9 protein-coding genes are annotated in these 12,617 nt (G+C 38.8%); 5 read left to right on the top strand and 4 right to left on the bottom strand.

Going from position 1 to position 12,617, the window contains the following annotated elements:
* Positions 1-702: 702 nt before the first annotated feature.
* A complete protein-coding gene (locus IEO70_RS11135; protein WP_190998454.1) occupies positions 703-984 on the bottom strand; it encodes a hypothetical protein in 282 nt (93 codons plus the stop codon).
* Positions 985-1,475: 491 nt separating this feature from the next.
* Between IEO70_RS11135 and IEO70_RS11130 the strand changes: the two genes are divergently transcribed.
* Together IEO70_RS11130 and IEO70_RS11125 are read left to right on the top strand one after the other, a co-directional pair.
* Positions 1,476-3,215: an ABC transporter ATP-binding protein gene (locus IEO70_RS11130; RefSeq protein WP_190998453.1), complete on the top strand. Its 1,740-nt coding sequence runs from the start codon at positions 1,476-1,478 to the stop codon at positions 3,213-3,215.
* Between the two features lie 4 nt (positions 3,216-3,219).
* Complete coding sequence (locus IEO70_RS11125; protein ID WP_190998452.1) at positions 3,220-5,145, top strand: ABC transporter ATP-binding protein; 1,926 nt, start codon at positions 3,220-3,222, stop codon at positions 5,143-5,145.
* A 760-nt stretch (positions 5,146-5,905) separates the two neighbouring features.
* Here the strand turns inward: IEO70_RS11125 and IEO70_RS11120 are convergent.
* The gene (locus IEO70_RS11120) at positions 5,906-7,714 is read right to left on the bottom strand and encodes a methyl-accepting chemotaxis protein (protein WP_235973587.1); all 1,809 of its coding nucleotides are present in this window, start codon (positions 7,712-7,714) and stop codon (positions 5,906-5,908) included.
* Between the two features lie 336 nt (positions 7,715-8,050).
* Here IEO70_RS11120 and IEO70_RS11115 point away from each other — a divergent pair, with 336 nt between their 5' ends.
* Both IEO70_RS11115 and IEO70_RS11110 read left to right on the top strand, forming a co-directional pair.
* Entirely contained in the window at positions 8,051-9,499 is a 1,449-nt protein-coding gene (locus IEO70_RS11115) for an acetyl-CoA carboxylase biotin carboxylase subunit (protein ID WP_190998450.1), read from the top strand.
* 20 nt (positions 9,500-9,519) lie between these two features.
* Positions 9,520-9,741: an acetyl-CoA carboxylase biotin carboxyl carrier protein subunit gene (locus tag IEO70_RS11110; RefSeq protein WP_190998449.1), complete on the top strand. Its 222-nt coding sequence runs from the start codon at positions 9,520-9,522 to the stop codon at positions 9,739-9,741.
* 315 nt (positions 9,742-10,056) lie between these two features.
* On the opposite strand, the gene IEO70_RS11105 is transcribed toward IEO70_RS11110, so the two are convergent.
* On the bottom strand, positions 10,057-10,953 hold the full coding sequence (locus IEO70_RS11105; RefSeq protein WP_190998448.1) for a GIY-YIG nuclease family protein: 897 nt from the start codon (positions 10,951-10,953) through the stop codon (positions 10,057-10,059).
* Between the two features lie 168 nt (positions 10,954-11,121).
* Between IEO70_RS11105 and IEO70_RS11100 the strand changes: the two genes are divergently transcribed.
* On the top strand, positions 11,122-11,904 hold the full coding sequence (locus IEO70_RS11100) for an HNH endonuclease (RefSeq protein ID WP_190998447.1): 783 nt from the start codon (positions 11,122-11,124) through the stop codon (positions 11,902-11,904).
* Between the two features lie 125 nt (positions 11,905-12,029).
* Here the strand turns inward: IEO70_RS11100 and IEO70_RS11095 are convergent, their stop codons facing one another.
* Complete coding sequence (locus IEO70_RS11095; protein WP_190998446.1) at positions 12,030-12,365, bottom strand: hypothetical protein; 336 nt, start codon at positions 12,363-12,365, stop codon at positions 12,030-12,032.
* Between the last annotated feature and the right edge of the window lie 252 nt (positions 12,366-12,617).

The following is a 12,617-nucleotide window of genomic DNA, read 5'->3' as shown; positions in this document are numbered from 1 at the left end:
ATGAAACCTGAAAATAGCTTTTCATTCACTAAAATACAGATAATCTGAAAGAAAAGTCCGAGATTTAACGATAATCCAGCCAATTTGAGGGATTATACAAAAAGAGCAGCTCAATTTTAGCTGGATTATGTAGTTTAAGAGAAAAAATAGCGTCGTGGCAGTGAGGATTGCGCGGTGAAAAAGATAATAGCGCCGTCAGAAAAATTATAGCGTCGTCGCCGGTAAAGATAGCGCGGTGAGAGAAAAGATAGCGTCATCGCACGCAATGATTGCGCGGTGAATTTTAGAATAGAGCGCTCGCTTCCGTGATAGCGCCATCAGAAGCACGATAGCGCTCTCGCCCGCTTGACAGCGCCTTTATTAAGTTCAACTTGCGGGCATTAACCCAGCAATTAAAGACTGGTTATTCGTACTCTAATAAACTAGCGAAAAAGACTCAAAATTTTCAGAATTACACTTATTCCTTTTTCTACGCCAAACTTTATAAAAAAAATAAACAATTCAACACAAATAAAAAAGAGTAATGAAAACGGTTATTGGATTGTTTCTAAATGAGATTTCCACCGATCCACAAGTAAGCTGTCCATTGTTTCAAAAGGAGCCCATGTAACAGCTCTCTGTGAGCAAAGCAATACCAAAGAATACAAAAAAGAATACACAAAAAAATATACAAAAAAGCTGCGAATCAGCAGCTTTTTGAACTCAAGAAACTCTCACGCTCGAATAGGTTTCGATAATCTCTTTAATGTTTTCGGTAATATCAGGCCAGTCTGCATTGTTCTGCATTTGGTTAACGACGGATAGATAGCCCCAGAAGTGAATGTTGTTTTCTAGAGGACCTTCACAAATTTGAGTCGTGATGTTTTTCAAATCCTCATCACTAATATCGTGAGTGCTTAAATGCAGATCTTTATAAGCAATTTTTGCAACAACAGGCAACATTTTTTGATACATATGTACGGAATAACTGTCTAGTGGTTTCATGATGATTTCCTCCTCAAATAATAAACTTGCCAAAATGATGGCGTAATGAACTATACCCGTTGTTGCTGACAAAAAAACACCAAGCAAAACATGCGATTTCAGCCTCGGCAATAAATGTTTGCTGTCATTTCAAAACGCAGGAAAGTAAGTGTGATTAATGCAACGCTATTAATCGTAATTTCAAACCAGATGCCTTTTAGTCCTATGAAATAGTGGAGGAGCAATGGCACAAATAGAGTGCTCCTTACAGTGAATTTCGTAGCTTTGTCAAAAAATTATCAAAATATAATATCGGTTTTCTTAAAATTCTTTTTTTATAATGATTTATTAAGTTCGTTACTCAAATAAAATACTAAATCCATATATAAACGAGTTCATGCAAGTTGTTTTTAATAGCCTGGACTGTTCCGATGTTTTTGAAATAAATAAAAAAGGGTAAATGAACTAGAAGTGTAATAGTTTACGAGGGTGACCTGGATAGGAGGTTTGCTATGATAAAGAAATTAGCCGCCAGTATTCGACAATTTAAAAAGGCTTCGATCTTGTCACCGCTGTTTGTCATTTGCGAGGTCATCTTGGAAGTTATGATTCCACTTTTGATGGCAAAGCTAATTGACTACGGAATCGACAAGGGAGATATGCCTTACATACTGAAAATGGGAACAGGGCTGTTTGTCGCAGCGTTATTCACCATCATGTTCGGCTATTTTGCTGGAAAATATGCTGCGGCAGCGAGTGCAGGTTTAGCGCGCAATTTACGGCAAGATATGTTTTACAATGTGCAAAATTTTTCGTTCTCGAATATCGATAAATTTTCGACAGCGAGTATTGTGACACGGCTGACAACCGATGTGACTAACGTACAAAATGCTTATCAAATGATTGTAAGGGCTGCGATTCGGGCACCGATGATGCTATTTTTCGCATTTTTTGCGTCATACCGCATTGATGCCGGATTATCGACGATTTTCCTTGGGGTCATTCCGTTTTTGGCGATTGGGCTTTTTTTAATTATAAGAAAGGCACATCCTTTGTTTCGCCGAGTTTTTCGGACATATGACAAATTAAACAATGTCGTGCAGGAAGATGTCCGTGGTATTCGCGTTGTCAAATCGTTCATTCGTGAAGAATATGAAAATAAAAAGTTCGGGGAAGTTTCGGAAAGCATTTATAAAGATTTTTCTACTGCTGAAAAAATACTCGCTTTCAACGCGCCTCTCATGCAGACGTGCGTTTATTCGACGTTATTGCTTATTTCTTGGTTCGGAGCGAGAGCGATTGTCGCAAGCGGAAATGATGCCACATTAGGGCTATCGACCGGAGAGCTGATGAGCTTATTTACATATACAATGCAAATTTTAATGAGCTTAATGGTTCTTTCGATGATCTTCGTGATGATCACAATCTCAAGAGCAAGCGCTGAGCGAATTGTTGAAATCTTAGATAAAAAAAGTGATATAACGGACGGTGAAAATCCGGTACATAAAGTGGCAGACGGCTCCATCGAATTTAAAAATGTTGATTTTTCTTATTCGAAAAATGCGGGCAAACTGTGTCTCGACAACGTTAACTTGAAGATTCAATCAGGGCAGACAGTCGGCATTCTTGGAGGGACGGGTTCATCGAAATCAACGTTAGTACAACTGATTCCTCGTCTATATGACGTTAAGAGCGGCAGTGTGCAAGTCGGTGGCGTTGATGTCCGCGATTATGATTTGCATACGCTTCGAAATGAAGTCGCAATGGTGCTGCAAAAGAACGTACTGTTTTCCGGCACAATTAAAGAAAATTTACGCTGGGGAGACGCAGCAGCTACAGATGAAGAATTAAAACATGTATGTAAGCTTGCTTGTGCCGATGAATTTATCGAAACGTTCCCTGATAAATATAATACTTACATTGAGCAAGGCGGTTCCAACGTTTCCGGTGGTCAAAAGCAAAGATTATGTATTGCCCGCGCCTTGCTGAAAAAGCCGAAAATTTTAATTTTGGATGATTCGACAAGTGCGGTTGACACGAGAACAGAAGCGAATATTCGTCGGGCATTCAGGGAAGTGATTCCCGAAACGACAAAAATCATCATTGCCCAGCGTGTTTCCTCTGTTCAGGAAGCAGACCAAATTATTGTTCTCGATGACGGGAAAATCAACGCGGTCGGCACACATGATGAACTGCTTGAAAGTTGCGCGATTTATCAGGAAGTATATCAGTCACAAGTAAAAGGAGGGTGATAGCATGAGTAGTCCTGTGAGTCATTCAGGGAAAACGGGCCCTCCGGCCAAGGGGGAAATGAACCGGGATACGATTAAGCAACTGCTGCAATATATGAAGCCGTATAAAGCACAGGTAATCTTCGTTTGTATCTGTATTGTCTTAAGTGCAGTCGCCAATGTCTCTTCATCCTTGTTCATACAAAGATTAATTGATGATTACATTCAGCCGCTACTTATTGATGCAAATCCGGTTTTTACCGGCCTGCTTGAAGTCATTATGATAATGGCATGCATTTATTTCGTCGGAGTACTGTCAGCATTATTTTTTAACAGAACAATGGCGGTTGTTTCGCAAAGTATTTTAAAAACAATCCGCGACCAAATGTTTGCACACATGCAAAAACTGCCGATAAAATATTTCGATTCGCACACGCATGGTGATGTGATGAGTTACTATACAAATGATACTGACACATTGCGGCAAATGCTTTCACAAAGTATTCCACAAATGTTTTCTTCGCTGATTACTGTTATTGCGGTTTTTTGCGGGATGATGTACTTGAGCATTTGGTTGACACTATTTGTTGTCGTGTTTTTATTTATTGTTTTGAGAGTAACGAAATATATCGGCGGCAAATCAGGCAGCTTTTTCGTTAAACAGCAAAAATCACTCGGTGATGTAAACGGCTATATTGAAGAAATGGTCAATGGTCAGAAGGTCGTCAAAGTGTTTTGTCATGAAGAAGACGTGAAAGCTGATTTTGATAAGAAAAATGATGAGCTGTGCACAAATGCGACAAAAGCCAATGCGTATGCCAACATTTTAATGCCGGTAATGAATTCATTTGGATACATGCTGTACGTATTCATTGCGATCCTTGGAGGCACACTGGCGATTATGGAAGTGACGAATGTCAGTCTGTTCAGCATTAATGTGCTGACGCTCGGTATGATTGCATCATTCCTGCAATTGTCCCGTAATTTCGTGCAACCGATTTCGCAAATGTCGCAGCAAGTAAATGCGATTGCAATGGCAATGGCCGGAGCCGAACGAATTTTTCAATTTTTGTCTGAACAGCAGGAAGCAGATGAAGGCTATGTGACGCTTGTTGATGCGAAATATGAAAATGGCAAACTGACAGAGGCGCCAAGTCATACCGGCATATGGGCATGGAAGTATCCGCATAGCGACGGAACGGTGACATATACGAAGGTGGAAGGCAATGTCGTGTTTGACGATGTTGACTTCGGTTATGAGGAAAATAAAATCGTTCTCCGTAACATTTCGCTTAATGCCGAACCGGGAGAAAAAATCGCCTTTGTCGGTGCGACGGGTGCCGGAAAAACGACAATTACTAACTTAATCAATCGATTTTACGATATCGCCGACGGAAAAATCCGTTATGACGGCATTAATATCAATAAGATTAAAAAAGCGGATTTACGACGCTCGCTTGGCATGGTTTTGCAGGATGTCAATTTGTTCACCGGCACAGTCATGGAGAACTTGCGTTACGGCAATTTGAAGGCAAGTGACGAAGACTGTATCGCAGCGGCTAAGCTAGTCAATGCCGATGGATTTATCCGCATGCTTCCTGACGGCTATAATACTGTTTTGTCAGGGGATGGAAGCGGCTTATCGCAAGGTCAACGCCAGCTTATTTCAATTGCCCGCGCGGCAGTCGCTGACCCTCCGGTGATGATCCTTGACGAAGCAACTTCATCCATTGATACGCGCACCGAAGCAATTGTGCAGCATGGCATGGATGCGCTAATGAAGGGAAGAACCGTCTTCGTCATCGCTCACCGACTGTCTACAGTACGCAACTCCGATGATATTATGGTGCTCGATCAAGGCCGTATTATCGAACGCGGCAACCATGAGAAATTGATTGCGGAGAAAGGGAAGTATTATCAGCTGTATACTGGAGCTTTTGAGTTGGATTGAGAAAATTTATACGAGGCTGTCCACCTCGGACAGCCTCGTATGTTTTGATGGCGCAATCCGGAGTGAAAGCGCAATGATTTATGAGAGGGCGCAATCCTGGGAGCCATGGCGCAATCATTGCCCGTGACGACGCTATAATTTCTGTGAGAGCGCAATCATCGCCCGTGACGACACTATAATTTTCGTGAGAGCGCAATCATTGTCTGTGACAACGCTATAAATCTTGAGACAGCGCAATAACGCTTACAAGCACGAAATTTTTGTTTAAATATCTCGAGAAATAGCCCGTTTTCTATAAAAATCTTCATTTTTTGTCAGATTTACAGACTTTTAGTGAACGAAGGGCCCAGTTTTAGTTTGAAAACTGCCCATTCTACTGTTCTAGTAATCTTCTTCAAGGTCAGGCGCTCTATCTTTGGCTACTCGCGCTCTATAATTTTGTTTCGCGCTCGATTATTGGTCGCTCGCGCTCTATAATTTCATTTCGCGCTCGATTATTGGTCGCTCGCGCTCTATAATTTCATTTCGCGCTCTATCTTCAGCCAATCGCGCTCTATCCCCATGCACGAAAGCTCAATCTTCCTAGTCAAAGCTCTATTAAGCTACCACGCGCTCTATCTTGACTGTGATTTTTGTGAAAAATCTCAAGTTTAAGGTTAAAGTAAACCATTTTCTCCAAACAAGTGGCTGGCTTTTAATAAAATTAGCTCCTTACTTACGAAAAAGAAGCTGTCCGAAAATCGGAGCAGCCTCATAGCAATTAAATCGTAAATTTGTTAATCTCTTCCGATAATCCCTTCGACAATTGCTCCAAATCAGAGGCCAGCTTGTTGAGCTGTTCCATTGAAGCGGTTGTCTCTTCGATTGAAGCAGATATTTCCTCTGTGCCAGCGGCTGTGTCTTCGCTGATGCTGCTAACATGTTCGGAATGTTGAAGAACATCTTGCAGCTTATTTTTAGCCTCATTCAGGTTTGTTTTCATATCGCTGAATTCAGCCATTAACTTTTGAATCGATTCGGCAATTGATACGAAAGCAGTCTCTGTGTTTCCAACAACTTGTTCCTGATTGTTAATTTGTTCATTTGTTTCTTCAATTAATTGAACCGTCAGAACAGTATCGTTTTGCATCGATTGTATAATATGAGCGATCTTTTTCGTTGATTCATTTGTCTGCTCAGCCAGTTTTCGTACTTCATCGGCTACGACAGCAAAGCCTTTGCCATGTTCTCCGGCTCTTGCCGCTTCAATTGCTGCATTAAGCGCCAAAAGGTTAGTTTGTCCGGCAATATCATCAATTGTCCGGACAATATCATTGATTTCACGAGAGCGAGCATCCAATTGATTGACCGCCTGGCTCATCGTTTGTGCATTTTGAACAGTAGAATCAAATTGCTTTTTCAGTTGCTGAACGGTCTTAATTCCAACTTCCGATGCTTCATTCATCTTGATGGAATCCTCTGAAATCTTTACAGATAGAAGTTCTACATTATCAATTTGCTCAGAAACTCTAAGCAGTTCGCTACTGTTTGTTTGCGACAATTCGGATTGATACGCGGCACCGTTAGCGATTTGCTCAATTGTTGTGGCAACTTCATTGGAAGCGGCACTATTTTCTTCTGCACTAGCTGATAGTGTGCTAGACGCATCAGAAACCTCTGCTGATATATGCTGTACTTTTTGCAGTGTATGGTTCATCTCTGTCACCATTTGATTAAAGCCTTCCGCCAATTGTCCGACTTCATCATTACGATAATTAGTTGCTTGCACGGTAAAATCGCCCTGAGCCATTTTTTGAACAGCATTTCGCAGTCCTTTTATAGGCTTGATGATGTATAAGGCAACAAAGATAGAAATAAGGACTACAATAACAATGATAACTACCAAGTTAATCAGCATTGGTATGGTCATTTTATTTACTGTTGAATTAATTTCTGCTGTGTCAATTACTCCAATCACTTTCCAGCCGGTTGATCCATTTGTTGTATAGCTGACTACTTGCTTTTTGTCTTCGTAAGAAGCTATTAAAGAACCGGAACTCTCATTTACCTGACCATATAAATTTTCCTTTGAAAAATCAGTAGCTACTTTTTCAACAGTAGGATGTGTGATGTAAAAGCCATTATTGTCTACTAGAAAAAGATAGCCAGTATCACTTAGCTTAATTTCATTGATTATACTCGTTAATGTATCCAAGAATATATCAATAGCTACAACACCTTGACCTGGAAGGGCTTTAGCGACTGTCACAACCATTTTTTCTGTGTCTGCATCTAAATAAGGGTCTGTCCAAACCGGCTTATCCGGTGTTTCCATCGCTAGATTATACCAATCGCGTTCCCGTGGATCATAATCAGCATCCAATTCGGCAGTCGGATACATAATCATCGAACCATTTTCTTCAAGACCCATGTATAAACTGTAAATAGTCGAATCGTGCGATGTCGTCTGTTCAAATTCCTTCAGAAGTTCATCTTCAAAGGTAATTGGATCATTCATTCCAGGTTCTGCAGCAACTCGCTCTATCGTCTTCTCCATATTTTGTAGTAGGAGATCAATAGAATCATTCATAAGAACTACTTCCTCTGATGTCAATTTCATCTTCTCTGATTCCATGGATTCCTTGATGTTAAAGTAGTTTGTAGTGTTAGAACCTAAGGTACTTATGATAATCAATGTAATAAATGGTACTAGTATTTGTCTCCTAATCGTAGCCGTATACCAATTTTTAAAACGTTTTATAAGCCATCATCCTCTCCGTTGTGATCGGTGTGAGCGGAAAATGCGTATATTTTCAGCTCGTTTTATAATAATTATTTCGACAAGATTTGCAGATTGTTTAGACCTTGCTATGTGAAAAGGTCTTAGCATTAATCAGAAGGTCTTTAAATTGCTTGTTGACATACAATGATAAAAAACGATGGCGAAAATCTTATTTTTTCAACGATTGACCATCTTGGAAGAACTCATAAAACGAAAGTAGGGGGAAGCGTGTTCAGAAGAGTACTTATCGCAAATCGCGGTGCTATTGCAGCGCGTATTCTCAAAACATTAAAAGATATGGAGATTGAAGCAGCTATCATATATTCTACAGCCGACAGAGACCTTCCTTATATAAAAGAAGCTTCAGTCGCATACGAAATTTACGGTAATTTTCCGAGGGATACTTACTTAAACCAGCAACGGATATTGGAAATCATTAAAGAATCAGGTTCGGATGCGGTTCATCCCGGTTACGGATTTTTAGCGGAGAATACCGAGTTTGCAAGAAAAGTAGAAAAATTAGGCGTTACTTTTATCGGTCCGAACTCGAAATGGATTGATTTAATGGCAGATAAAAATCGTGCAAGACAAACGATGTCTAAATATACTATGCCGATTGGCAAAGGCTCAAGTAATCTGCCGGACAATGATGAAGAAATATTGGCGATAGCTGATGAGATTGGCTATCCCGTTCTTATAAAGCCTTGCAATGGCGGAGGAGGAATTGGGATGCAGCCCGTTTATAATGCGGAAAATCTGATAGCAAACGTTCGTAAGGCAAAAACAGCTGCCGAGAAATATTTTTCTGATAACAGTGTGTATCTTGAAAGTTACTTGGAGAATCCGAGACATATAGAAATACAAATTATCGCAGATCGACATGGGAATGTCGTCCATCTGTATGAGAGGGATTGTTCCATTCAAAGAAGGCATCAAAAGATTATCGAAGAATCGCCTGCTCCGAATATATCGCGAGAAGAACTTAATCCAATTTTGAAGCAGGTGACAGAATCCATTCAATCTTTAGGCTATGACAACATTGGAACAGTTGAACTGTTACGCAGCGAAAGCGGTCAATACAGCTTTCTGGAAATGAATACCCGCCTGCAAGTAGAGCATGCGGTGACAGAAGAAGTCGTGAATACGGATTTAATAAAGGCGCAAATCCGATCTGCTTATGGGGAAACTTTGCAAAACATCTTGCCGGAAAAACTGCAACAAAAAGGACATTCCATCGAAGTGCGGATCTATGCAGAAGATCCTCAAACATTTTATCCTTCACCTGGCACACTTGAAAAATTCAGATTGCCGGAAGCGAAAAATATCCGAATTGAAACAGGTTTTACAGAAGGGAACAAAATTTCGCCATTTTATGACCCAATGATAGCCAAAATCATTGTTCATACAGATTCCCGGGATACAGCAATTGAAGAACTAGTTAATTATTTGCAGATAGTCGAGATTACCGGATTGAAAACAAACATCCCGTTTCTTATTTACGCTTTAAAATCAGAGGAATTTAAAAAAGGAAAAGTTTCAACAAAACTAGCGGAAATATTGGTGAAAAGAATGAAAGAAGAGATGAAAAAATAAATAGTGAGGTGGATTGTGTTATGAGTATTGAAGTGAGAGCGCAAATGACAGGTTCTATATGGAAAATTACTGCCGAAGTAGAACAGAAAGTAGAAGAGGATCAAGAAGTATTAATTTTGGAATCGATGAAAATGGAGATACCGATTACAGCACCGGAAACAGGAACTGTAAAAGAAATTTTAGTTGCAGAAGGCGACTTTGTCACAGAAGGCGATGTTGTCATGATTATTGAGGAGGAATAGAAGAAGGGGATTTAATGACTCAAAATCTTGACCAAAAAGTAAAAAGCTTAGGGGAACCGGCAGAAGAGTTGAACCAGCTAATTATATGAAAAAGGTCTATTAAACATTGAAAAAATCCTGTCAAAGACCATCATAATCGACGAAATCAATTAAGGATACGATGGTTGATTATCCGGGGAATATATTCGGATTGTTGTTAAGTTTTGAGGAAACAGTCTGCTTCCAGAAAGAGATTACTTTTAGGCAGCTTTTTGTATTATTAAAAAGGTTAGAATCGAAAAACATAGATTCTAACCTGACAATCATTTTCCTTCCTTAATCATTATGCTCTACTTCTTTTAATGTTTTACCGTCTGCTGTTTTCCACTCAATTAATCCATTTGCGCTGGCCCCAATTACAAATGCAGCGGCATAAGAAGGGCTACGGAAAAGAACGTCTTCTTGCAATGTGCCTTTTTCGTCAATATTTACTTTTTTCCTAATCTCTTTTAAAGTCGGAGGCATGCTGTCTGATTCGTCCATTTCAATATTACTGCCTTTAAGTACGACGAATCCTTCATTCGTTTGTTTACATTGAGCTTCTATTGTAATACCGCTTTTTCTTCTTTTACGTTTTAGAAATAGCAACAACTTATCGGTGCTCGAGTCATCATGACTTTGGCTTGTCGGCTTCATTTCAATTAGTTTGTCAAACACTTTATGACCAAGCGTACCCATAATAATCTTAGCATTCTCGATAAACTCTTCCAGTTCGCTTTCTTTTTCTTCCGTGATGTTTCCGGAGTTTGGGTCGTTTTCATTTTTGACTACATATCGATTAGCTTCTGAAGCCATAGCATAGAAACGATTCTCAAGATAGCTAATTTCAGTAGGACCAAAGGAGTTATTCGATGTTGTAAAGACAACTGCTTCTGTCCAATAATCTTTATTAGCATTTCGCTTATGCTCCTGAAGTCTATATAGGATACCTTCACCATTTTTTCTAATGCCGGCTTGCCCGATATAGACGACATTTTCGCCGGTTTTATCGAAAGTTCCGAACAGGAAATAGACTCCGCTTTGTAATAAATCATTTCTTCCTTTACATTTTTCCAAGTCGGTCCTTGGTATTTTGTAAGCCACGCCAGTCCAGTTGGCGAGCGTGCACTTAATTCGTCCGTTTGGAATGCCGTCCATTAAAAATAAATTTATACTTTTACCGCGTACAGGCAAAGTTAAACACCTCTTATTTATATTCCTATTATAATATAGAAACATTTTAACAGAAAAAGAAAATGTAGTGGTTTCTAAAACACGTAAATTGATATCCCCGGTTATTGATTTGGAATAGTCTTACAAACATTCTTTTGCTATAGTTAAAGTAAAAAGAGGTAGTAGCGGATGAATTGGCTTATTTCAGCAAATCCAAGTAAATATGACGTAGTAGGAGCTTTTAATTACTATGATTATATTGATTGGAGACAAAGCGCTAAGTTTGAGGTCGGAGATATTGTTTACATTTATTGTTCAAAATCAATCAGGAAAATAAAATTTCGATGCATTGTGGAAGATATTGATTTGCAATGGGATAAAATGAATAAGGATGAAGAGTTTTGGATTGATAAAGAAGAATACGAGAATTCCAAAGCAAAAATATTTATGCGTCTATCCTTGCAACAACAAATTGAGTCCGATGATCTATCTTTTGAAAAACTTAAAGAAAATGGATTGAAAGCTCAAATTCAAGGTCCGATGAAATTAGATTCAAAACCGGGTTTATTAAACTATATTGAAAAGAATTTCAACGAAGATAGTTCAAAACCTGTTTATCCGGATGAAATTCCGGCACAAGATACTATTGTAGAAGGAAAGCAAATAACAGTGACCGTTAATAAGTTTGAGCGCAGTCCTTTGGCGAGAAAGAAATGTATAGAACATCATGGTTGCTATTGTCATGTTTGTGATTTAGATTTTGAAAAGCTTTACGGTCCTTTAGGAAAAGGTTTTATTCATGTTCATCATATCGTGCCAATCAGCGAAATCGGGGATGAATATGAAGTGGACTATGCGAACGACTTAATTCCGGTCTGTCCGAACTGCCATGCGATGCTCCACCGGAAAAGCATGGATGGCACTTTCTTGACAGTGAAACAATTGAAAGATTTAATAAATAAATTGCTTTGAAGAGGCTATGTTTTAGCTGAATATCGAGTAGGCATAAAATAGAGGGAAACCCTGATACATTGGGTTTCCCTCTATCCTTGTAAAACTAAAGTAAACTATTCATTGATCATCTCCTGATTATTCGATTAAGAAATTTTTTTATACTTCTTATATATGTAATTATCTATAACTACTTTTTTGAAATTTTCTTTTTTATCACTTAGCCAACCAGGTATTTCCGTTATATTTGTAATAGTTCTGTTTTCGATTTCAATGATTTTCCCGCTTTTTTCAGAAGCAATTAAATACATAACCTTGTCATTTAATAGCTTTGTTGTAGTAGATGGTATTACATCAAAGACGGTATCCCAAAAATGGAACCAACCAGACCTTTTTTCACTTCTAAAAACCTCATAAATTATATCATCTGGTGACTTTATTTTTTCAATTACATCTAACGCTTCTTTTGTTTTTATATCCATTACTAACACCTCTTGGCATTTAAACTTGTTAATTATTATACGATTAAAGAAAAATTTGGTTTCACATAAGTATAATAGTTTCGCTGAATTATCTAAATAGTCTCCTATGCTCCCTCGATATCCCTGAGCTTAAACTAGGTAGGAAATGTGGGTTTAAAACGGCCAACATATTAATTGCAGATATTTCTGCTCTAATGAGATGAAAAATGCAAAATTAACCATAATTTTACATCTTTACCCCGAGATAAAGTA

The sequence above is a fragment of the Peribacillus faecalis genome, from assembly GCF_014712675.1.
GTDB lineage: Bacteria > Bacillota > Bacilli > Bacillales > DSM-1321 > Bacillus_AD > Bacillus_AD faecalis.
This window is presented reverse-complemented; position numbering and strand designations above follow the sequence as displayed.

What these genes read in the sequence shown, in the direction of transcription:
- IEO70_RS11100 (WP_190998447.1), top strand. Translation starts at nt 11,122, where the DNA reads ATGAATTGGCTTATTTCAGCAAATCCAAGTAAATATGACGTAGTAGGA.
- IEO70_RS11135 (WP_190998454.1), bottom strand. Translation starts at nt 984, where the DNA reads ATGAAACCACTAGACAGTTATTCCGTACATATGTATCAAAAAATGTTG.
- IEO70_RS11095 (WP_190998446.1), bottom strand. Translation starts at nt 12,365, where the DNA reads ATGGATATAAAAACAAAAGAAGCGTTAGATGTAATTGAAAAAATAAAG.
- IEO70_RS11115 (WP_190998450.1), top strand. Translation starts at nt 8,051, where the DNA reads ATGATAAAAAACGATGGCGAAAATCTTATTTTTTCAACGATTGACCAT.
- IEO70_RS11125 (WP_190998452.1), top strand. Translation starts at nt 3,220, where the DNA reads ATGAGTAGTCCTGTGAGTCATTCAGGGAAAACGGGCCCTCCGGCCAAG.
- IEO70_RS11110 (WP_190998449.1), top strand. Translation starts at nt 9,520, where the DNA reads ATGAGTATTGAAGTGAGAGCGCAAATGACAGGTTCTATATGGAAAATT.
- IEO70_RS11130 (WP_190998453.1), top strand. Translation starts at nt 1,476, where the DNA reads ATGATAAAGAAATTAGCCGCCAGTATTCGACAATTTAAAAAGGCTTCG.
- IEO70_RS11120 (WP_235973587.1), bottom strand. Translation starts at nt 7,714, where the DNA reads ATGAATGATTCTATTGATCTCCTACTACAAAATATGGAGAAGACGATA.